The organism is Dehalococcoidales bacterium, assembly GCA_028716225.1.
GTDB lineage: Bacteria > Chloroflexota > Dehalococcoidia > Dehalococcoidales > UBA5760 > UBA5760.
The window spans coordinates 1-23,137 of sequence record JAQUQE010000021.1; the positions used below are offsets into that span (position 1 = coordinate 1).

Consider the following 23,137-nt stretch of genomic DNA (forward strand, 5'->3'; position numbering starts at 1 on the left):
AACAATGGCGTAGGGAGTACAATCAGATACGTCCTCATAGTGCTCTGGAATATCAACCGCCAGCTCCTGCGGCTATCTTAACTATGGCAACGAGGTAACAACTGGTACCACTATTGGGGGCAGGTCACTTTTAGGGCATGTAGAAAAACGTTTAGAAAAATGCAAGGTTTTTGGCAGCGATAATCGTATTTATATAACTTTAGCCAATGAGAATGGAGAAAGTCATGTTATTCATACAGGGCTCTTATTGTATATGGTGATAGTCAACATCCTTGAGGTTAGAGCAGGAATGTAATGAAGATAGTGATACAGGGTGAAAAGATTTTTCTTATTATGCCTCTGGTTGCTCCGGCCGGCAGGGGTAGATGCTCTGCTGTGGCTCCAGAACTCTGGCATAAGCTTGAATCATTCAGTTGGGGTAATTACCACCCGGTTTACCTCTCTCCTTAGAAGCTTGGTATCGACTGGCTTGTTTAAATAAGGAGTCTTTGTCTTTTCAAGGAAAGCTGCTGTTCCACTGCCGATGGTGTCCCCAGTGATGAATATCACCCTCTTCTTCAGGGAGGGAGCTATCTTTCCGATCTTTTCGTATATCTCCTTACCGCTCATCCAGGGGAGCTTGATGTCGCAGAGGACGGCGCTGTAACTCTTGTTCCTTATCATTTCCAGCGCTTCCTTGCCGCTGCCAGCTGTCTCCACGTTATAGCCCTCCCCAGTGAGTACCTTTTCCAGCAGGGAGAGGATGTTCGGCTCGTCGTCTATCGCCAGTATCCTCCCGCCGCTCGTCTTATTGCCTGAGGTTTCTTCCAGCTCATCCATCTCGAGCTGCTCTGCTTCGGCTATGAGGGGTACCTCGACAAAGAAGGTGGCACCCTTTCCCTTTCTGCTCTCGGCATACAGGTTCCCTTTGTGCTCTTTAATTATGCCGTAGGAGAGGCTCAGCCCCAGGCCGGTGCCCTCACCCACCTCCCTGGTGGTGAAGAAGGGGTCGAATACCTTTGCCAGGTTTTCCCTGGCTATACCGGGCCCATCGTCCTTGAAGGATATGCGTATCATCTCGCCCGCCTGCTCTGTCCTGACGGTGAGCTTTCCCCCGTCGTGGGCCCTCTTCATCTCGGTCTCGGCATTGACGATGATGTTCATAAACACCTGCTGAAGCTGCCCTATATCGGCCACCGTCCAGGGGAGTTCCGGGTCGAGGGAGGTGATCACCTCGATGTTTCCCGTCTTCATGGAATACGTCCGGAGTGACAGGGTGTTTTCCACTATCTCGTTGATGTTAGCCCTACTTCGTACCGGCTTGTGATGGCGGGCGAAGGAGAGGAGGCGCTTCACGATACCGGACACCCTCTGGGCGCCGTCGTGTATTATCCTGACCTCATCCTTTATGTCTTCGGGAAGTTCCTTTTGCATAAGGAGCTCGGAGAAGCCGACCACGCCGGTAAGGGGGTTATTAATCTCGTGGGCTACACCGGATGCCATCTCTCCCACCGAGGCCAGACGGTCGGTCACCTGGGCCTTCCGCTCCAGATCCCTCTTCTCTTGCTCTGCCTTCTTACGGTCGCTGATGTCGTTGACATAGCCGTGGTTACGAATAACTTCGCCCTTTTCGTCCCTGATGGGTATGGCATGCTCATGTAGCCACAGAACTGAGCCTTTCTTGTGCAGTACACGGTATTCGCTCACGAAGGGTCTGTATTCCCCATCTATACACCTGTTAAACTCTTCGGTCACCCTGGGGAGGTCATTGGGGTGTATTATTTCACTGTAGAGGTGCTTGCTCTCCATCAGTTCTTTGTCCGTATAGCCCAGCATACGGTATACATTGGGGGAGACATATTCGATGGGCCAGCCCTCAGCCGCAGCCCACTTGAAGACCACGGTCGGCCCGCCCACAAATAGATTGTGCTCCTCTCTCAGTGCATCCTCAGCTTTCTTGCGGTCGGTGATGTCGTGGCACAGGCCGTAGACCCCGGTCAGATTACCCCGTTCATCGCGAATGGGCTTGCAGATAACCTCCAGTATCCTCGTTGTCCCGTCTTTGTGATAGTATTCCAGTTCGAGGTCGAACAGTTGATTGTCCTGTATGCCAGTGCTTATCTCTTTTTCCAGGGCACTTTGCAGGGTTTCGAGGGCGAGCTTATACGATTCCGGGGTAAGCTGCTCCTTCGGGTGCTGCTTCATTCTCTCTTCAGAAGTGAAGCCCAGCATTCTCTCTACTGACGGGCTCACGTATGTCATGTTCATATCTAGGTCCATGGTAAAAATCACGTCGGTCATATTCTCGGTGAGGAATCTGTATTTGGCCTCCGATGCTATAACCGATTCCTCTGCTTTCTTGCGGTCGGTGATTTTTCCCAGCCGCTCAGCAATAGCATCTATCAACAGCCGCTCTTCTTTGAGGAATGGGCCTTCATAAAGTGCTGGCTTCTTTTCAAGGTAACCAACCTCTACATATCCTGCTGTATCTCCTTTTACTCTAATGGCCGAGGACTGCCTCCAATCAGTTTCCCGGTAGTTCGCTGTTTTGAACTCACCGTCACCAGCAGTAATTCTGGCACATGCAATCTCCGGATACTGCCAGCTCGCAGGAAGTATCTCTACCACTTTCTGGTATATCTCAGCCACAGTTAGTCCCGGTATTTCAGCAATCCCGGCAATACCATAAAGGCAGTCAAGCTCCTTTACCCGCTCAGCTGCATCATGCTCCAATCGTCTTCGCTGCTCCTCCACCTCTATGTCTTGCAGAGCGAAGGCAATATCCCCCGCTACCTCGTGGAGTAGACCCAGCTCTTCCGCATCATTTGCCTGTTCAAGCGGGACGGATACAGCCAGCAATCCGTAGACCTTCCCACCATGTTCAAGACGGACAGACATCCCTCCCCTGCCAGCACACTTATGTGAGATAGGACAGTCAGTGCAGATTAAGGCAGGGTCTTCAGTTACTACGACTTCCGATCGCTTTAACGCAGTCTGCCCGCAGGCAGGTATCTTACCCTGGTTCAGGCGCTCGACCATGGGCTGGAAATCTTTTCCCAGCCCAGACTCGGCATGTGCCGTAAGCTTTCCGGACTCATCCAGCAGGGCAATCCAGGCACTATAATAGCCGCGGCTCTCGGTAAGGCTCTTACAGGCACCCTTGAGCAGTTTCCTCTGGTCCTTCTCTTTGGTAATGAGCTGGTTGACATTGCGGATAGCACGTAGTACCTGCATCAGGTGCTGGTTTTTTTCTTCTGCCCGTTTGCGCTCGGTGATATCAAATCCTGAACTCAGAACTCCTTTTATTCCGTCTTCACTTATAGGTACGGACTTCTGCAAGTATGTTCTACCGTCACGGCAGATTTCCGTTTCGACCTCCCTTCCGGTTTCCAGCACCCTTGTAATCGGGCAGTCAGGGCAGGGATTATCTCTGTGCTGATAGTATTGGTAGCATTTTTTACCCTCTATACCCTCAAGGCTTACTCCAGTGAGGCTGGAGTACTTATTATTGGCCAAAATATAGCGGTAATCCCTATCCAGATAGAAGATAAACGTCGGGGAATTACTGAGGATATAAGATTTCTGGCGCTCAGATTCGGCCAGCTTCTCTAACAGTTGTTTTGTTGGCATGTCCTTGTCCATCAAATCACATATATGATTGATATTGTAAATTAATCCCAGCTCATTACGGCTTAGGATATTCTGACATAATCTAGAGGACATTATGCTCTCCAATAATGGTTTTTGCAATACTTTTAGAGGGCATATGGAAAAACGTTTAGAAAAATGCAAGGTTTTTGGCAACGATAACCGTATTTATATGATTTCAGCCAATGAGAATGGAGATAATACAAAAGAGCTTTTTGTAACCTTCACACTCCACATTCTGCCATTCTCACATTCTCTACTCTCAACCGCTATTATATGATGTATGTATAATAAGAGTATGAGTATGAAGATGGTGAGTATGTAGGATGAGAGACCAACATATTATTACCGTGAAAAATGTGAACCTTTGGAAACACGTTTTACCCCTGGCATGCATAATCGCATTAGCAACATGCCTTACTGCCTGTAGTACTGCTCCTTCCGAGACAGATACCAAACAACATATATCAATGACCGAAGCTCAGGTTGTCAGAATCATTGATGGAGACACCATTGAAGTAAATATTTACGGAAGCAGTTACAAGGTCCGTTATATTGGCATAGACACTCCCGAAGTCGGTCAACCTTGCTCAGCCGAAGCAACTGCCGCAAACCGGGCCCTAGTAGAAGGCAAGACCGTTCATCTGGAGAAGGACGTTTCGGAGACCGACAAGTATGGCCGTCTCTTGCGGTATGTATATGTTGGCCAGACAATGGTAAATGCTGAGCTGGTGCGGCAAGGCTATGCTCACGTCTACACTTACCCTCCGGATGTGAAGTACAACGAGCAGTTTCTCGATTTAGAGAGGGAGGCGCGGGAAGAGGGGAGGGGATGCTGGGGTTTAGATTAATGGAGGTTTGTTACACGTATTGAGTGTTTGTTAGCTTTATCTGGGCAGACAAACGAGTAATGTTTATCAATGACTTTTCGCACTCCTAGTTATTGTGTGGTAGTGAATATAGTTATGCCCGCTTTATCTTATTTTCCTAACTAAATTTATTTTCAGTATATGTATCAGGTTATTCCACCTACTGATTGAACACATGGGTAACAAATCACAAGATATGAGAGATAAGGATTCTTGTACCGATAGCTATTAAAATTGCACCCCCAGCTGTATGTGCACGTTGTCCTGCTAATTTACCAAACTTGGTGCCCAGTAATAAGCCTAAAATAGTGATACCGAAAGCTGTAATTCCGATAACCGTACTGCTTAAGGCAATACTAACATCAAGGAAGCTGAGCCCAAATCCAACGGCTAGCGCATCAAGGCTATTTGCTACGGACAAAATCAGTAGTGAAGTAGTTTTATCATAGCGAAGTCCTGCATTAGTGCGATTATTGCTGTGTATAGATTCCCAGATCATTCTACTTCCGACAAATACTAGCATGCCGAACGATAGCCAATGGTCGAATCCACTTATTATTACCCAAATTCTATTTCCAGCAAGCCAGCCAAGAAATGTCATTAAGGCATGAAATGATCCAAACGCAGTAGCTTGGCGAATTATCTGTAACTTGGATGGGGAGCCAATAGATACACTACAACTGATGGAAACTGCGAAACTATCTGCTGACAGAGCGAGCGCTATCGGTAAAATGGTAGAAACGTCCTCGATCACTTCAAGGAATTATGACATAAGCGAGCGTTTTATCCAAGGTTATGTTGAACGCAGATTATGGAGCGCAAATAAGCCGTTAAATGGATGTTGAGAAGATAACAAAACCGAGTTTTGTTTTGTTCTCAATTCAGGCATACCAGGAGGTCTTTTGCACAATATAAGCGCTTGTGGGATAATCCATGAATTATTTAACTGACCAGGTATGATAGCCTGCTGTGGGTTAGTTTAATATGCGAAAGAGTCCAGTAATAAATGGCGGTAATCCCCGAACTCATATTTAAGAAAAACGATTGATTACGGCTTTATAACGATTCTTTCCCTTCACGTTCTGGGGCCATACACGTAAAACTTGCATGTTGATCAATATGATTTACCTACTCTATATGTCTACGTGCATTTCAACTTCATTAAATATCTTCACCTTTTCTTAGCGCTAGGATTGCCTTTATTCCCTCAATGTTTATGCCCTTTTTGTCCAGTCTGAATACTTCTTTTATGACCATAATCTCTTTATCAGAAAATAACCTATGGCCCGCTTCGGTTCTATTTGGGCTAATTATACCGGCGTTTTCGTACCTTCTTATGCGATGTGCCTCAACACCAGTGATGGTAACTGTTACCGCCATCGTATACTTTGGCAGCAGGGTATTTCTATCAGGCCTTTGGCCCCTTTCAGTACTGAGTTCCCCTTCCATTCTTTCGACCAGGTCAGCAAATTGTTAAGGCTCATTATCTTCAGCAGGCAATCTTAGATTTAACCCTCGATCGCTGAAAGTCTCCTAGCTTGCTATTTGTGATAGCAGTGAGGTTATGATTTATGGAAACCAGGAGGTTTGTCAGTAGGGGTCTCTTCTCAAGTTCCTGGTTGGTCGCATTTATATGCCCCTATTCTCTCCGGATGATTATTGGCAACGTAAGGTAGCGACTCTTCTCTGTAAATGATTTTCATGCAATTAAGACACTGCCAGCCATCTTCATGAGGTATGAATATAGCGCTGTTGCAGTAAGGCTTGGGACACTTCGAAGGCAGTCTAGAACATCGTGTCTTTGGCGCAGTTATAATGTCGGACATTTTACCCTCCGATGATCAGTACCCCCTTTAATGCTCTAAGTTGCCGTACTGCCAATACCAATTTCAGGCCTCTAGCAACACGGTGCTAATCGACATAGATTATCACAAACTACCCGACGTTTGTTTAATCGAAGTACATCTCTACTCCTTTAGGTTATCCCTTATCTATAGCAAAACGCTCCACCCATTGCCTCAGTGTAAGGTATTTTCCTGTTTTCGCATCATAACACTCTTGTAAACGTTTTTTCTCGGAAATCCGCTCGTAATCATCTGTGCCAGTCCTCAGTAGGTCAATAAGATCTTCCTTCGAGAATCCCCATTCTTTCGCAAGATATCGAACAGCCTGACCGTTTCGATATTCGCAGCCCATCTGCTTAAGGGCAAGTTCCTGCAGGTGCCGAATTTCACTTCCTTGCCTCCCCTGTTTTTGTGCAAGTACGACTGACTGTATATAGTTTCTCTGAGATACTTCCCTCTGAAGTGGCTCTTCTCTCAGGATTGCTTCTACCATTTTTCATCCCATTCTTCGTGTTCTTACTAAGAATCGAGCATCCCATGTAACTTTTCGATGTGCTCCTTAAATCTCTGGCTATAGGTGTTGTCATGTCTTGTTGAAAATGATTTCCACTCCGGACTTGCCTTTGTGGTAGCTTCAACAGAACTCTGTACATCAATTGTCGCCCCCTTTGAGGCAGCCTGACCAGCGAGTTGCTGTACGGCCAGTCCAACTTGTCTTTCAACATCAGCCTTGATTTTGTCATAGGTTTTCTTACTTTCTTCCCTGTACTGCTGACGCAGTTCTAAGATAGATCCCAACTCGTGCTCAAGGCCAGAATAGTCACCCTTATCCTTTAGTGTCTCAATTGCCAGCAGGCCTTGGCGCAACTTAGTGATGTCTGCGTCACTGCTTGATAATTTCATAGCGCCAAGTATTCTTAATTGGGCATCCTTAAGAATTCCACCTCTTCCTTCGTCTCGATGCTTCTTTAACTCTTTCCAGAGATCATCATTACTCAGCTGATTAGTAAAATATTCAGCCAGCAGAGATGTCAGTTCCTCAGAGTATTGCAGCTTGGTCCTTTCTTCCTCGGTCAGCTCGCCGATACTGGCAAGTTTTTCTCTGGCTAATGGGGATAATTCCACAATATCACCTCCGCTTATGAGAGTGAGCTATATGCTTATGCCGGCATTTCTCGTGGACATAGACAGCGCATTTAGCACAATAGTAGATGTGGGCTTTGACTTCTTTGTGACAGATCGGGCAGTTCATCTGTTTACCCCCTCTCATTTATGAATGAGTAAATCTACAATCATATTTGAAATTGACAAATGTCTGACCACCATGAGTCAACTCAAAGTAACACTCGCAGAATGCTGCTATCGATATCGACACAATTCCTAAGAGGTATTGTCCGAGAGATAGATCGATTATCCAAAACCGCGGTATAGAGATCTTATTTCATGATTAGCTCTCTACCCTTGTCATTCGACAAGTCTTACGCCACTGCAGCAATTATCCTTCTGCACACAAAATTTACTCGCTTAAGCTCCTCCTTATCGTCATCATGCCTTACAACCGCGACTTCCCGCTTGTTTCTTACTAAAGCGCCCCCAATTACTCCACATTATGACCTACAATTGATTAGTTTAGTATTCTGGAGGAGGTGGTACCGGTGCTTTCTCCTTCTCAGGTATATCTGTAATCATGGCTTCGGTAATCAGTGCCATCATAGCCGTGCTGGTAGCATTCTGAAGGGCACTTCGTGTGACCTTAAGCGGGTCAATGATACCTCTCTCTTCCATATCAACGTACTCTTCCTTAACAACATCAAAGCCAAAACCACGTTTCGAACTCTTTACTTTCTCGACAACAACCGCCCCGTCATACCCGGCGTTTACTGCCAGTTGCCGCAGGGGTTCCTCAAGAGCCCTTCTGATGATTTTGGCCCCGGTTGCTTCATCGCCTTCGAGAGAAAGCGTGTCAAGAGCCACTAGAGCATTAACAAAAGCGATACCACCACCGGGGAGGGTACCTTCTTCAGCCGCTGCCTTAGTTGCGGCCAGTGATCCTTCAACACGTCGCTTCTTATCCTTCAGTTCGACTTCTGTCGGTGCACCAACCTTAATCACCCCGACACCACCAGCTATCTTGGCTAAACGTTCCTGAAGCTTTTCTCGGTCGTAATCAGACTTTGTGTCTTTAATCTGAGTCTTTATCTGCTTCACCCTGGCCTCGATCTCTCCCAAGGAACCCTTACCCTCAACGATGGTAGTATTATCCTTGTCCGCTACCACACGGCGAGCTCGCCCCAAATCATCCACGTTAACTGAGTCGAGCTTCCTGCCTCTTTCTTCAGTGATGACCTGACCGCCAGTTAGAATGGCCATGTCTTCAAGCATAGCCTTCCTCCGGTCGCCAAATCCCGGTGCCTTGACAGCCAGACAGTTCAGAGTACCTCTGAGCTTATTCACCACCAGCGTTGCCAGCGCTTCTTTCTCAATATCTTCAGCAATAATGACAATATTCTTACTTGTGGCGCTGACCTTTTCCAGAGCCGGTAGAAGATCGGAAACGGCGGAGATTTTACTATCAGTGATTAAAATGTATGGGTCCTCTATGATTGACTCCATCTTATCAGTATCAGTGATGAAGTAGGGACTAATGTAACCACGGTCAAACTTCATTCCCTCAACATACTCCGTCTCAAACCCTATACCTTTGCCTTCTTCAACAGTGACTACTCCATCCTTGCCTACCCTGTCCATTACTTCACCAATGATTCTACCAATTTCAGGATCGTGCGCAGTAATGGTGGCAATCTCGGTCATCTGCTCCTTGGTAGTTATCGGTTTCGCCATACTCTTCAGTTCATCGATAATAGCGGCAGTTGCCTTTTCCATACCATACTTTAAGGCCATCGCCTCAGCTCCGGCCGCGATATTTTTAAACCCCTCGTGAATCATAGCCTGAGCTAGGACTGTGGCAGTTGTTGTGCCATCGCCGACGTCGTCACCAGTCTTCTTAGCTGCTTCCTTAATAAGCGAAGCACCCATGTTAGCAAAAGGTTCTTCTAACTCGATTTCCTTGGCTACCGTGACCCCATCATGAGTGCTTATTGGTGAGCCCCATTTCTTACTGAGGACAACATTATGCCCTCTGGGGCCAAGAGTAACCTTCACCGTGTTAGCTAGAGTATCTGCCCCCCTCTTGAAATACTCCCGAGCTTCTTCATCAAAGATTAACTGCTTTGCCATGCTTCCCTCCATTATCAACTTCATTTTAGATTCTTAGTGCCATAATATCACTCTCGTGCAAGATCAATAATTTCTCGTCGTCAAGTTCTACCTCAGTACCAGAATATTTAGCAAACACTACCTTATCACCTGTCTTAACACTCATTGCTATTCTTTGGCTATCGTCACCCATTTTCCCGGGGCCCACAGCAACCACTTCCCCTTCCTGAGGCTTTTCCTTAGCGGTATCGGGAAGGATGATACCTCCTTTGCTCATTTCATGCCGCTCGATAGGCCTAACTACAATCCTATCGCCAAGTGGTTCCAGCCTGGCTGTTGTCTTTGTTTTCGCTGTCATTATAACCTCCTTAGGTTGTACTTTTTTGGTTCGGATTAACCTACAGGAAGCAGGAAGGCTGCTCCTCAAACTCTTCGGAAGTTTTTTGCCGCGATGTATCGTTTAGACTTTTTCAACAGAGATTCTTACTTTATCGCCCTTCTTGAGGTCTTGAGAAGGTTTAAAGGTAATCTCCTTCATCTTATCTGTCCAATCGACCCTCAGAAGGACTTTCAGGTTGTCTGTCTTCTTGACATCAGCCGTAATCTCGGATTGTACTTCGCCAAGTTTTACAGAAACCGCCATCTTTACCCCTCCTTTCCTTTTTAAACTGAGTTATCAGCAGCCCCCCTGACTACCTAATTGAAATAATAGACCACCCTGTATTAGAACTGCGCTAGAGTTACGTTAGAATTACGTTAGAATTATTAAAAAGTATAATCGCCTTGAACATTTTCACTGACCAGGTTCATTTCCTGACTTTCGTCTTAGCCTTTCAAATCGCTTTAGTAATTCTTTCTCTCGGAAGCTCAGATTAGTTGGTGTAACCACTTTCACAATGACGTACTCATCGCCGCGGCCATGGCGGTCAATGTGTGGAACGCCCCTATTCTCCAGCCTAAAAACGGTACCAGTCGGCGTCCCCTCAGGTATCTCTAGTTTGATCTTATCATCAAGGGTAGGCACGTTTATCTCGCCACCAAGGGCTGCCGTAGTAAACGATATGCCCTTTTGAATATATATATCTGAGCCATGTCTTTCAAAAGTCGGGTGCTTTTCCACGTTTAGGACAATATATAGGTCACCAGGCATATCTTCCCCCTTTTTACCTTCGCCGGTAACCTTTATACTGTAGCCGGTATCAGCACCAGCAGGTATCTTTACCGTTATCTCTTTCTTTTTATTAATGGCCCCTTTACCTTGACACCCTTCGCAGGGATACTTGATAATCTTGCCTCTACCACCACACTTGTCACAGGCAGATATCTGTCTGAAAACGCTGTATCCCGACCTCTGCTCTCTAACAATCTGCCCAGTGCCGCCACAGCCCTGACACCGCTCCAGGCCATCAGGCTTCGCTCCGGTTCCACCACAGGCAGCGCACTCCTCAACTTTCGATAGCTCTATTACCTTCTCGGTGCCGAAGGCTACTTCTTCCAGAGTAACCTTGACATCGTATCTCAAATCAGTACCCTTTCTCACTTCTTTCCTTGTAGTCGCCCTCCGGCTGAAGAAGGTATCAAACAGACTATCACCAAATCCGAAGAAATCCCTGAGACCAAATTCATGGAACAGGCTGGAGAAATCAACGCCCCTAAATATGTCCTCCTGGGTATAGCTCTCAAGACCGGCGTGGCCATAGGTATCATAAAGGCTGCGTTTATGAGAATCGCTAAGGACCGCGTAGGCTTCATTTATCTCCTTCATGTGCTCTGCTGCTTGAATATCCCCTGGATTTCTATCGGGGTGATACTTCATGGCATGACTGCGGTATGCCTTTTTAATCGTAGCCTCATCAGCGTTTCTATCAGTACCGAGAACTTCGTAATAATCTCGTTTCATCGTGTTCATTGTAAACATCTCGATCGCCTCGTATTTCTACTCCATTTTCTCCGCACAATCTCGGCACGCTATAACCGTCGGGAAGAACCTGGTTAAAGTCTTCATCTCAGAAAACGGCAGAGTTCTACCACAATACTTACACTTGAAGATAATCTCTCTGGTTTCTTTCCTTTCCGTTCGCGTTTCCTCTACTGCATCATCTGTCATGTTTTAGATCCTCACTATGGTAACCGGATTCACATACTGGTTGTAGTTGTTTCTTGATTTCATGTCTGGTCTTTCTTGTGTTTCTAACTGTTTTCTAATCGCTGGTGGTTGTCCCCCCTGCTATCCGTAACATAAAACCCTGAGCCCTTGAAGATTATTGGCACCGGTGAGAAAAGACGACGGGCTTCGCTCTGGCACTGAGGGCATGGCGCCCCCCCGTTATCTCGGAACCCCTTTCTCATCTCAAATCTATGTGAGCATTTTGTACATTCGTATTCATAGATTGGCATACATTAACCTCCAGCTATTAACCTTAGATTTTTAAACTGTCCAGTTCCAAAAGGCTTCAGTTAAGTGTTTTTTCTTCCATCTGCAACATCTTGTCATGTATTCATTTTAATCCTGTCTATTTCTCTTGCTATTAGTATTCTTAATCCCTCTATTGCTGAGTACAGACACCTTTGTTCGTCCCATATGCTTCTCAAAGAACAAATCAATAGCGTTACCGCCCACCCGTAGTTTTCTCACCTTGAGCGGACGATCACGAGTGCTTTTCGGAGGTATTGGACAAACCCAAGAATAACCTGTAGGAGTATAGAGGGTAATTTCCCTGCTGAATTACAGTCTTTCCTTACTAGGTATATCCGTGCTATCTAACCTAGTAGGTAGTAGAGCTTCATCATATAGAGTGCGACTTTTCCCACTAATTTGAGGCAAGCCGAGGGAAGCATCCGTCAGACTATTTCTTAGCACTTTCGATCATTACTTTCGGTTTGACCTTTATCTGCTTGGGTTTTATCTCCTCAGCTTTGGGTAAGGTCAGAGTAAGGATGCCGTTCTCGAAAACTGCCTCTGCCTTGTCACTCTTAACCTGTACTGGTATAGCTACCGATCGGCTAAAGGTACCGTAGCGACGCTCCTTATAGAAGTAGTCTTCCTCTTTGACTTCCCGATCCTCCTTCTGCTCTCCCCTGATTGTGAGGGTGTCTCCGCTGATTGTGATATCAACCTCCTCAGGTTTAATGCCGGGTATAGCTGCCTTCACCACGACATCGTCAGCAGTTTGGTACATGTCCACTGATAGGTTGCCTATTCCTATCTCTGGCCACAACCGCGACGGTCTGACGAAACTATCTTCAAGCAGCCTATCCATAGCATTCCTTAAGGTCGTCATTTCCCTCAATGGTTCCCAACGTATCATTGTCATTGTTACACCTCCTTGTATGATTTATTGATTTTACTAATCATACTGCCTTCCTCGGCTTGCCTGTGATATTCATTACTGGGATGCTTTCTTTTAGTAATCTCTCTTAGCTTGGCACAATTAACACACCAAAAGCATTATCGTAATATATGATATTTACGTTCTAATAACCAAAGCCATCACGCCTAACTCGTGAGCATGCGTTAGCTTCCCACAACTTTGGCACCTCCTTTCGGCATATGTGATCAGCTTTATTCCAAGGGTTTGCCCAAATCCACTCATTTTCCTTCCTCCCTCCAATAATCTAAAACATACTCATCGGATTCAGTCGCTCAATTCACAGTGGCCTAGCCAATACATACGGACGACCTAGCTGTTTATTATTTAATTGGTTATCCTTACAAGCCAGGCATAGTCTGGCTTGAGGCATTGCCTCTAGCCGTTCCGGATTTATCTGACGACCACAGTTCTCACAAAGCCCATAAGTTCCCTGCTCCAACTTACGTAGAGCTTCACAGACTTCGCCTACGCTGTCCTCTATTTGCGTTCTAAGGATCAGCTGTTTCTCTAATTCATAATATTCGTTAGCTTCCTCATCTCGCCTGTCTTGTGAAAAGGTAATGCTAGTCCGTAATCGCTCGAGCTCTTCACTCAAATGCTTTCGTTCATTTTCTAACCGTGAACGAACCAGATTGAAGTCGCTAATCATTTTTCTCCCTACAAAGCTGGGTCTTGTTCGAATCCTTAATATGGTCACCTAATTTAGCATTCTCATACTTCGACTGCTGGTTTCATTTTAAACATACTTGTATTAGAATAACGCTAGAGAAACGTTAGAAATACGTTAGAGTTAGTAGACTTTGACTGATGAGGTCTAAATGAGCAATGGTAGAGATTCCAAAAACGATTGTAGAGTCGATTGACCTTAAGGCAACACTAGAGTTAATCTTGAGGAATGCGGTCAAGGCTTTGGGTGGTAGCTCTGGTGTGGTAGCCACTTGGAATGAAGCAGAGCATCGCTTTATTGTCGATGCTTCTTACAGTATGGATGCCAATTCACTAGCTCAGCTTGAGTCAATCCTTACTGAAATCGCACCTGATCTTGCTGGCAGCAAAGTGAGCTTTAACCTCCTTTCTAAACTTCTTCCCGATTCCACCTTGCCACTATCTAACCAAGGTGTAATACAAGACCCTATAATTACACTGCCGCTTCAAATCGGAGAAAAGTGGATGGGCTTAATTTATGTCCTTCGTCCCTTAAACTCACTCCCCTTTTCCAAAGTAGACCAACCAATCCTAGCTGCTTTTGCCGAAGAGGCGGCCACTGCCGTGCAGAACGCTAAACTAGCGTACTTTTTGGCTAAGGAGAAACAGAGAATTGAGTCCATTCTCGAAGGCAGTGCTGATGGTATAGTCAGTATAGACTCCCAGCGTAGGATAACCGGCTTTAATCGGGCGATGGAAAAGCTAACCGGTTACAGTAGAGATGAGGCGCTGGGAAAGGAATGCCATAAAATATTAGATTTCCGGACAGGAGACGATAAGAGTCTGTGCTATACACAATGCCCTATGATAGTAAAGACCTATCTGGGAACGGACACTGTTCAAGAAAGCCAAGGAATAATCCGGAAGAAAAATGGCCGAGGGCTCGACGTAGCAATGAAATACTCCATACTCCCTTCTATGGATGGTAAGCCTGTGAATGCTGTAGTCAATGTTCGAGACCTATCAAGTTTTAGAGAGCTTGAGAATCTCAGGGAGGCATTCCTCTCAATGTTAGGACATGAATTACAGACCCCTCTTTCTATCATCAAGGGTTACGCGAGCACACTAATTAGTAGCGGAGGCGGGTGGGATCAAGAAACCTTACGCCAGGGGCTAAATGTTATTGAGGAGGAAAGCGATCGCCTTAGTGCATTAGTAAGTAGGCTCTTACTTGCGTCCCGGATATCATCCGGTGTTAAGATACTGGTAAAAGAGCCTGTGAGCCTTACAAACCTCGTCGGTAAAATTATGCGACGCTTCCAGGTCGTCAGCAATATACATGACTTCAAAAGTGATTTTGAGCCTGAACTTCCTCCAGTTCTCGTTGAGCCACAGATGATAGAAGAAGTGATATACAATCTGGTAGATAATGCGGTGAAGTATTCCCCTACCGGCGGCACCATAACCATATCAGGTAGAAAAAAAGACAACCAGATTAGAGTGACAGTGAGCGATCAGGGCCTAGGTATTTCAAATGTTGATAAACAGCGTGTCTTCGAGCGTTTCTACCGTACGGATGGTGTGTTAGAGCGCAAATTGAAAGGGCTAGGGTTGGGTTTATATATCTGCAAGTCAATAATAGAGGCTCACGGGGGAACGATTGAGGTTGACAGCGAAGTGGGCAAAGGATCTCGATTTACTTTTTCCCTGCCTTTAGAGAAGATTGTATGATCATTGCTTGATCGCTAAAGGATATGGACTACTATGAATAGTGGCAAGAAAATACTGGTGGTGGATGATGAACCTCAGATAATCAAGTTTATTAGTATGAACTTGGAAATAGAAGGGTTTCAAGTTATAGAAGCCCGTAACGGTTGCGAAGCTCTCGAAAGGATTACCCAAGAGATTCCCGAATTGGTCATTCTTGACATCATGATGCCAGATATGGATGGTTTCGAGACTCTAAAGAGGATCCGTCAGGTGTCATTGGTACCGGTTATTTTCCTTAGCGTAAAGGGGCAGGAACTTGATCGGGTTCACGGCCTAGATCTTGGTGCGGATGATTATATGACCAAGCCATTCAATCCAAGAGAGCTTGTTTCGAGAATCCGGGCTGTGTTAAGAAGAACAGAGGCGAAAGGCCTAGCGGCGGCTTCGGAAATAATCGTTGACAGTGATCTACGAATCAATTTTGACCAGAGAAAGGTTATTGCTCGAGGTCAGGAGATACAGCTACGACCGACCGAGTACCGACTGCTCTACCAACTGGTGAGCAACGCTGGTAAATTACTCTCTCACGAGACACTCTTATCACGTGTCTGGGGCCCAGAATACCGTGACGAAGATCAGTACGTACGGCTATATATTACATACCTTAGACAGAAGATTGAAATAGACCCCAAGAATCCAAAATACATACTTAGCGAACGTGGGCTAGGCTACCGGTTCAGGCAGTTTAACCAACCGCAATAGCTCGTAAAAAGTGAGTCCCGTGGTGTAACCACGGGACTCATCTCTAGATCCTCTTCTCCCATGCTTCTTTTAGCCTGGCATTGTGCCAGAGACCCCATGCTTATACCAAGAAGGGGCAAAGGATGAGCGAGAAGCCTCAGGGAACTTTCTTTGGCTCCCCGCTGGTAACCACACTACCCGTCATCCCCTGCAAGACCTACCAGCGGGGAGCCAAGCCTGACCATCTGCCAACGGCATAACCATTTCAGCATAGCCATCACCTCCTTTTCCACTGGTATTTAGAGGACCTATTAGAAGCTGCCTCTATAACAGATTCCATAAATAAATTACCACATTTTTTGTTAGAAAAGCGTTAGAGTAATATTAAAGTTCTGTTAGAATCAATATTATTTACAGGTTATATAATGCCTTAACTTTATCTTCAGTAAGGCTGTGGTTAATCATATCCCATTGCTCGTCCATGTCATTGTTCTTGATATTATCATGCCCAGTAGTTATGACAGCCTGTAGCGTGGTCAAACTTACTCTTCTTTCCAAAATCCGCGGGGGTGCAGTTTGCTGTGCATGAATATCTTGTTAGTATAATATACATAGAATAAGGTGCTATGGCTGAGTTGACTCATGGCTGACCGGAACAGAACTCTCAGATAATACAAAACGCTCTTCGAATAGTCAACAAGACAATATCGTATCTAGTGGCTAATCGCAGCCATAAGTCTATGCAACATTATACAGTACGATTAGAGCAAAAGCTCACCATTAGTCACACTTCTTATCGTTTAACGTGGAAGGGTTATACATTAGTCAGAAACGTGCAACCTGAACATCTTCGAACATAGGTTTGAGATAATTGGCATCTTCTAGCGGTTCAGGAAAGAGAATATGTTTGTTTATGAAATCACCGCGAGACCATGTGCCATCGCCGTAAGAAAAGCGTAGTTTTTCATAAGGTGTGGCTGAAATGATATACGAATCTAGGCTTACGTTGTGAAGCCCAGTCTTAGTAGCCCAAGATTCTGACAACAGACTTAGGCGTTCATGTAACACCGTCTTATCGCTTAGTTCGTAAGCCTTTTCATGCATCATCCCATGTGGTTCGACGAAAATCACCCTTTGCTTGTTTCCCTCCTTAATCCATAAGATAAAATCGGGGTAAAAGCCTTCATTTTCGAAGAAACCAACACCACTGCCCCGGCTAAGGTTACGTAATAGAAAAATCTCCTTATTCATTAACGATTTGCTTTTCTCTTGGCGGACTAATTTCCGTACGTCATTCACAAACCGTCGTTCCTCTTGATTCAAACCAGGAGGTCTGCTTTTCACTTTGTCACCTTTCTCGATAAGTAGGGGTTGGTACAGATGACGGTCGAAGTGAATGTTTGGAAGCTCTCGTATCTCATCCTTGTATATGCGATCGCCTTCATCAATTAGCGCTTTAACCGCATTAATGAGTTCAGCTTCACTTCGGGCGATACGGACAGAATAGTTTTGAAAATTGCTGTCATTCTTATCCAACAGGGCATAAACCCTGTTATTGGAATCCCATCGCTCTTTGCATACGCGGTAGTACTTCTCAAGGTACTTGCGCAATATCGATATAGCGGTCTCCTCAAGCAGACCCAATTCAGAAAATGACTGAGGTCTAACCACTCTTTCATCTGATACCAGTGAGTACAACTTCGAGTCCTTCTGCTCAAGTAGTTTACGAGGCATGTAAGACTGGATAATTAGGTTTGCGAACCCCTTCTCCTCTTTGAACTCAAGTAGTTTGACATAGACTGCTTCCCAATCAATTAAATCCAGGCTTTCTGATGGTATAATTTGTTCCTGTCCGGTCTTCATAGCTGTCGTTGCCAGCTGCCCGGACAAGCTCCGCATGGACTGAACCTTCAAAGACATATCCAGATTGACTTTGGCTGCCGCATCCGGTATCACAAAGATATTACATTCCGTAGCGAAATCTTTGTCTTCAGGAAGGTACGGTAAAAATAATCCTTTCCCCAAGAAATCCTCATTAGGCTTTATTGCCAGAGGCAATTCAACATGACCTTCAGTTTCTAATCCCTCACGCTCGAGATATTCTCGGAACTGCGCCATATAATTGGCTCTAACCGCGAAAATGTTCAGTGTTTCCAACAGACGGATGTGTTCCGGATGCTCTCCGTCAATAGCAGCACTTCGTTTGAGACTATAATCCAGTCCGCGTAGGCGCACGCCTCTACCAAAAAGCTGGATTATCTCCGAACCCTCTGTCCGACCTATGTTTAGCAAGCCCATATTGGAAACCCGCCAGCTATTCCATCCCTCCATAAATTTCTTTGCGCCGATAAGGACATTGATTTTACTAGCTGGGTAATTGATTCCCTCAAATAGCGAATCTGAAATCACATCATCTTCCACGTTAATTCCAGCGCCATCGGCTTCCACTAATTTCTTAAACGTGCTGGTATCACCGATGTAGATAAGACCGAAATAATCCTCCGAACTTCCAGCCCGGAGCCCTAACTCTCCAGTCATACCTCGTATATCACCGATGTGGAGTTGACCACCAACCGGAGCGTGAAAGATGCTCGCAAGTATGTCACAAAATACTGCTTCCGGCTCATATCCTGCCCCCCTCAGGTATTCGAATCTGCTAGCGAACACGTCATCCCCATGTGCATCTATCAACCCAGTCTTCCCGCCAATTATCTTACGAATGGTTTCAACTCCCCATCCGTTCTTATTCTCAAGAAAATGATCCAGAAAACGGACTACAGTGAGTACGTCAGATCGTTTCTGGCGAGCCTCTGTGTATACTGCGTTTACGCTGCTGCCGACAAAAACCCACAAGGGCTTGTCCAGATTGTACGGACGTAAAGTGTCTGCCTTCTCTTTAAAACATCGCAGCTGCTCGTAGAAACTTAGCAGGTTTCCCAGCAGCAGAAGTTCGGTCTTCTTCTGGGTAGTCTCTTCTTGAAGATTCAGTATATGGAAGTCTTTCCCATAGCCGTCACCATGGAAGTACCGATAGGAATAGTCAAAAGCTATCGCCTTACCATATTCATCCGTCAGTTCATTCCGGTGAGAAGCAGAAAGTGCCTGACCGAAAGTGGCACTGTACTCAAAAGTAAAGCCGGTCTCCCCAAGTGCATCACGAAATCTTCTCCAGGCCTCGCCGCCGGAGCCCTTGTGTCCTTCATCTACAAATATAAGGTTGTTTCCTTCGAAAGCCTCGACAGGAACGCTTACGCCACCACCTCGCTTTTCCTGGACTAGCTTAGTTATTTCAATAACACGTACCGTGTCAGGGTGAATCAAACCAAGGCCGCTCTCTCCAAGAGTAAACCGCTCACAGGGAATGGAGGAGGCCATCATCTCGTCCATATGCTGCTCGGTAAGCCCTTCGTTGGGGGTGATGAGCAGAATATTATCCAGTGGTCTGCAGTTGTAGTGAAGAAACTGCAAATAGTTGATGTGCATGATAAGCGTCTTACCGCTACCAGTGGCCATCCAAAAGGCGAGCTTGTTCAAATATGTATCGCTGAATTCAGGGTCGGGGATATCCCCGACAGATTTGTGTGAGTTACGGTCACGTATAAAATCATTAAGAGAGCTTAACATCCTACCGGGGTGGTTGAACCTCCAGTCCAGAAGTACTTCAGTGTAAACTAGTGCCAAGTGCTGAAAATAGCGCAGAGTAATTGGTTCTGGACGGTGCTGATTGATGGTGGCAAGATGGTGGCGGATGTTCTCGTCGTAGCGGTCGAGGTCATTTTGAGGAATATTCAGTTTGTCGCCCCGACCAATTAGACGGTGGTAGATGAAGCTTCGACCGTATGGGTCAAACCCTTCGTCAGCCCCCTTCATATCTGAAAGCAGTTCCTGATTACTCTTGTAGCCAAAAAGATCATTCAGCCAGGCAAGCAGTACCAGACGTTTTTCTAGCTTGATATATTCAGTCTGTTTCGTAGCTGTGGTCATAAGCTACAGGCTCCCGAACATACGGCTCTTAAAGACACTTTCCAGTGTCCGTGCCTTTGGAATGAAACTCTCGCCGTTTACGAATATCTTGTCAGTACCTTCAGTGAGCTTCTTCGCCTCTATAAACTGCTTATCTTTCTCATAATCTTCTTTTTCCCATCCAGATGTCTCACGCCAGATAACAGTGATCTCCCTATGGTCAATGTTTCCCCGATAGACAAGGTAATATCGTTCTTCATCCTGATAGACACGGCGGGTTTTAACATTTAATCCCAGCAAGTAGGCAAAGGTTTCTGGGATATCTACCTGTTTTTCCTGTGCTTCTTCTCCGCCGGTTATAGTAAGCTTGTAGCAAAACGGACTGGCGAGCTTCTCAATGTTAAGCAGCGTCTCATTCTCTTTTGTCTCCCAGGACAGCATGTACTTCAGCAGGTAATCATCAAAGTCATACAGGGTCTTGGGAACATCCGGGAAGGTAATGTTGTTCAGAGTATCCTCATACCTCTCTAGACAGATGTACTTTATGATACGCGGACTTCGTTCTGCTTCCTCTGTGGTAGATGCCCGTTTAGGTTTTCCATCCTTCCACTCTGGCGTATAGATAACTTTCTTTATACGAGGAAGAAGGACAGTGTCGAAATACTCTTCCATCTCGACAAGTATGAACCGGCGGTTTCCGCCATCCTCCCGATTCAGATTAATGACAGCATGAGCAGTTGTGCCGGAGCCGGCAAAATAGTCAGCGACAATAGTATTGGCTTCAGAACCTAGTCCTGCATCTAGCAAGGTCACGTAAAGAGAGACTGGATGACTGTAATCGAAGTCGAAACCGAGCTGCTGTAAATCGTTCTTTCCGCGAGAACCATTACGAATGATTGAAGATAAAGCTTTTTCATCGGAAAGGTACACTTTCTTCTGCGGTTGAGTAGTTTCGTCTGGCCCAAAGATAATAAGCCCTGATTGTATTAATTTTTTCATTGATTCGGGTGATTGTGACCACCCTCTCGCGGGGACCGGACAGGGTTTGCCCGTAATAGTGTGAATTAATGGTTCGAAAAATTGCGGAGGTGGAGGCTTGGGATTAGGCCAACCCATGGCTGCTAGCCTGTAGACATACCCTTCATTATCCAAACAATGGTAAGCGCGTTCTCCTCCCGAAAGTCCAGGGGCCTTTCTCACCGCTTCACTGAACTCTGCGCATGCTTGTTCGCTTGCGCAGCCATGTTTTCGAATAGCAGAATCTGCGAGTGATAGAATAAGTCTCACGTTCTCAGGCCTGACCATGAAAGGCTTAGGTTCATTTGTACAAAAAAGGATATATTCATGCTGCATCGCAAGTTCTTGCGCACCCATCATTGGATTCAACTTATCCCAAACCCCGGTATTAACATTGTTAAAATAACGCTCTATCAGAGCATAAAGACGCTCATATTCATTTTCATCTATATGGCAGAGAAAATTCCCATCGCCTTGCAACATCGGCATAGATGCCGAAATACGGTCATCCATCATTGATAGCCACGAAGAGTGTTTATAATCATTCTTATATAAAAATCCACTGACTTCGGTGTTGTATGGTGGGTCAATGTGGATGCACTTCACCTTTTCACGATATTTCCCCTGAAGAAGGTTAAGTGCCTGGAAGTTTTCACCATGAAACAGGAGACCATCAGTTAATTCATCCAAGCTATCATAGCTTGCTAGCAACTGGTCTTTGAACTGCCAGTCAAAATGCTTCGTATCGAGAACCAATGTGGGATGCTCTTTTAGGGTAGCGATCCGGCGTTCTTTTTGGTTTCTAGCCGCTGACGTGAAAAGGTTCGGCTGCTCTTCATCAAGGTGTAAGAGCTCTTTCCATTCCTGCCATTGGGCTTCGCACTCGGCGATTTCTGGATAGAAATCCTCTGGGACGTTGGCCATCGTGATACAATACTGTGTTTCTAGGACGAACTTCCTTTTCTCAAAAAGCCTTTTCTGAAAGTCTTCAATCTGAGCCAGAAATTCGACAACACGGCTACCAATAGACCTGATTACGCGCATAATCTGGAACCAGGCTTCTGAATGTGCCTCTCCACCGACCTCCATCTCGTCAAGATTCAGTACTTCGTTCTTAAGGTAAAAGTCCAGCTCACGCATAAGGAAGACTTTAAGATCCTTATGGACGAAAAAGTCAGAGGTATTGCGCCTGGTATATTGGCGTAGGTGATGTTCCAAGTAGTTAACTTGTTGCCCATTGCTAGCGGTGTGATGGGTGCTCACTAGGGCCGGTAGGGCATCAACTTCCTTTTGCAGCTCAGCCGGAATAGTATCCAAAGCTTCTTTAATAATCGCATCTTGCTGGTTACGCTGCCCGTACTTGATTTCCTCCTGCTCCGTCAGCGGCCGATACTGGAAAGAAATCGTAATTTCTTTTTTCTCTGCATTGAAAACCACGTCACGAGATAGTGGCATGAAAAACCGCTTGTCTCCCTTGACGTTATCCTTTTCGACATCCGCGGCAACAAGCTTGAAGTGGACGCTTATACCATATGGAGATTTAAACCTATAGTCGTTAAAACATTCTCCGGTCTTCACGTAGTATTGGTCACTATTCGCCCAGTGCAGATAAACTTCCTCGCCGTTGTAGGGGATAGCATACTTTTCTCTGCGACTGTAGCGACGCTTGGATAAGAAATCCCCGCTATCATAGTATCGACAGAAGAAAGCATATAGGTGGTTAAAGATTGTAGCTTCAAAGGCGGGACTTTCCTGTGCCTCAGAAGCACGCGATTGGAGATCCAAATATTCTCTGCCCACCTTTGTATTGTGAAATTCCTCGACGAGATTACCGTCGCCATTGAGTGCCGTTTCCCCAAGTGTCTCACGTATCTGAGCTGCTTTTTCTTCAAGTTCCAATGCTGCTTTAGATTGGCTAGCTAGCATTCCAGAAGATAGCTCTTTGTTAACCGCCTCAATCAAATCTTTCTGAATAAATCGTTCTATTATGTCTCGCTTGAAGTTCATTATTCGGTAAATACCAAAATCGAGGTCAGCCGAACTAAATTGAAAGAGTTCTCTAAGCAATCCTTGGAATTTTTCTTTTGGTGTTGGCATGCTCACTTCCCAGTGATAATTTATCTTACGCAAAGTA

17 protein-coding genes are annotated in these 23,137 nt (G+C 45.6%); 4 read left to right on the forward strand and 13 right to left on the reverse strand.

The window, feature by feature from the left end; all coding sequences use genetic code 11:
* A partial coding sequence (locus PHI12_10030) for an integrase core domain-containing protein (GenBank protein MDD5511131.1) occupies positions 1-98 on the forward strand: 98 nt, incomplete at its 5' end.
* A gap of 307 nt (positions 99-405) precedes the next feature.
* On the opposite strand, the gene PHI12_10035 is transcribed toward PHI12_10030, so the two are convergent.
* Entirely contained in the window at positions 406-3,609 is a 3,204-nt protein-coding gene (locus PHI12_10035) for a PAS domain S-box protein (GenBank protein MDD5511132.1), read from the reverse strand.
* A 488-nt stretch (positions 3,610-4,097) separates the two neighbouring features.
* On the opposite strand from PHI12_10035, the gene PHI12_10040 reads away from it, so the two are divergent.
* Positions 4,098-4,478, forward strand: coding sequence for a thermonuclease family protein (locus PHI12_10040; GenBank protein MDD5511133.1), 381 nt, complete (start codon positions 4,098-4,100; stop codon positions 4,476-4,478).
* 205 nt (positions 4,479-4,683) lie between these two features.
* Here PHI12_10040 and PHI12_10045 read toward each other — a convergent pair whose 3' ends face one another.
* From PHI12_10045 to PHI12_10090, 10 genes are all read right to left on the reverse strand, one after another.
* Positions 4,684-5,250 (reverse strand): manganese efflux pump MntP family protein, encoded by a 567-nt coding sequence (locus PHI12_10045; protein MDD5511134.1) that lies wholly within the window; start codon positions 5,248-5,250, stop codon positions 4,684-4,686.
* Between the two features lie 407 nt (positions 5,251-5,657).
* Complete coding sequence (locus PHI12_10050; GenBank protein MDD5511135.1) at positions 5,658-5,945, reverse strand: helix-turn-helix domain-containing protein; 288 nt, start codon at positions 5,943-5,945, stop codon at positions 5,658-5,660.
* 531 nt (positions 5,946-6,476) lie between these two features.
* The gene (locus tag PHI12_10055; protein ID MDD5511136.1) at positions 6,477-6,833 is read right to left on the reverse strand and encodes a hypothetical protein; all 357 of its coding nucleotides are present in this window, start codon (positions 6,831-6,833) and stop codon (positions 6,477-6,479) included.
* 26 nt (positions 6,834-6,859) lie between these two features.
* Positions 6,860-7,465, reverse strand: a complete 606-nt coding sequence (locus PHI12_10060) for a hypothetical protein (GenBank protein ID MDD5511137.1) — start codon at positions 7,463-7,465, stop codon at positions 6,860-6,862.
* Positions 7,466-7,969: 504 nt separating this feature from the next.
* Positions 7,970-9,577, reverse strand: a complete 1,608-nt coding sequence (groL, locus tag PHI12_10065; GenBank protein MDD5511138.1) for a chaperonin GroEL — start codon at positions 9,575-9,577, stop codon at positions 7,970-7,972.
* A gap of 25 nt (positions 9,578-9,602) precedes the next feature.
* On the reverse strand, positions 9,603-9,914 hold the full coding sequence (gene groES, locus PHI12_10070; GenBank protein MDD5511139.1) for a co-chaperone GroES: 312 nt from the start codon (positions 9,912-9,914) through the stop codon (positions 9,603-9,605).
* Positions 9,915-10,016: 102 nt separating this feature from the next.
* On the reverse strand, positions 10,017-10,199 hold the full coding sequence (locus PHI12_10075; GenBank protein MDD5511140.1) for a hypothetical protein: 183 nt from the start codon (positions 10,197-10,199) through the stop codon (positions 10,017-10,019).
* A 150-nt stretch (positions 10,200-10,349) separates the two neighbouring features.
* Entirely contained in the window at positions 10,350-11,474 is a 1,125-nt protein-coding gene (gene dnaJ / locus PHI12_10080) for a molecular chaperone DnaJ (protein ID MDD5511141.1), read from the reverse strand.
* A gap of 18 nt (positions 11,475-11,492) precedes the next feature.
* The gene (locus PHI12_10085) at positions 11,493-11,663 is read right to left on the reverse strand and encodes a hypothetical protein (protein ID MDD5511142.1); all 171 of its coding nucleotides are present in this window, start codon (positions 11,661-11,663) and stop codon (positions 11,493-11,495) included.
* Between the two features lie 739 nt (positions 11,664-12,402).
* On the reverse strand, positions 12,403-12,870 hold the full coding sequence (locus tag PHI12_10090) for an Hsp20/alpha crystallin family protein (GenBank protein ID MDD5511143.1): 468 nt from the start codon (positions 12,868-12,870) through the stop codon (positions 12,403-12,405).
* Positions 12,871-13,752: 882 nt separating this feature from the next.
* On the opposite strand from PHI12_10090, the gene PHI12_10095 reads away from it, so the two are divergent.
* Complete coding sequence (locus PHI12_10095; GenBank protein ID MDD5511144.1) at positions 13,753-15,303, forward strand: ATP-binding protein; 1,551 nt, start codon at positions 13,753-13,755, stop codon at positions 15,301-15,303.
* 33 nt (positions 15,304-15,336) lie between these two features.
* The gene (locus tag PHI12_10100; GenBank protein MDD5511145.1) at positions 15,337-16,044 is read left to right on the forward strand and encodes a response regulator transcription factor; all 708 of its coding nucleotides are present in this window, start codon (positions 15,337-15,339) and stop codon (positions 16,042-16,044) included.
* An 804-nt stretch (positions 16,045-16,848) separates the two neighbouring features.
* Here the strand turns inward: PHI12_10100 and PHI12_10105 are convergent.
* Together PHI12_10105 and PHI12_10110 are read right to left on the reverse strand one after the other, a co-directional pair.
* On the reverse strand, positions 16,849-20,007 hold the full coding sequence (locus PHI12_10105) for a DEAD/DEAH box helicase family protein (GenBank protein ID MDD5511146.1): 3,159 nt from the start codon (positions 20,005-20,007) through the stop codon (positions 16,849-16,851).
* A gap of 3 nt (positions 20,008-20,010) precedes the next feature.
* The gene (locus PHI12_10110; GenBank protein MDD5511147.1) at positions 20,011-23,100 is read right to left on the reverse strand and encodes a DNA methyltransferase; all 3,090 of its coding nucleotides are present in this window, start codon (positions 23,098-23,100) and stop codon (positions 20,011-20,013) included.
* Positions 23,101-23,137 lie beyond the last annotated feature (37 nt).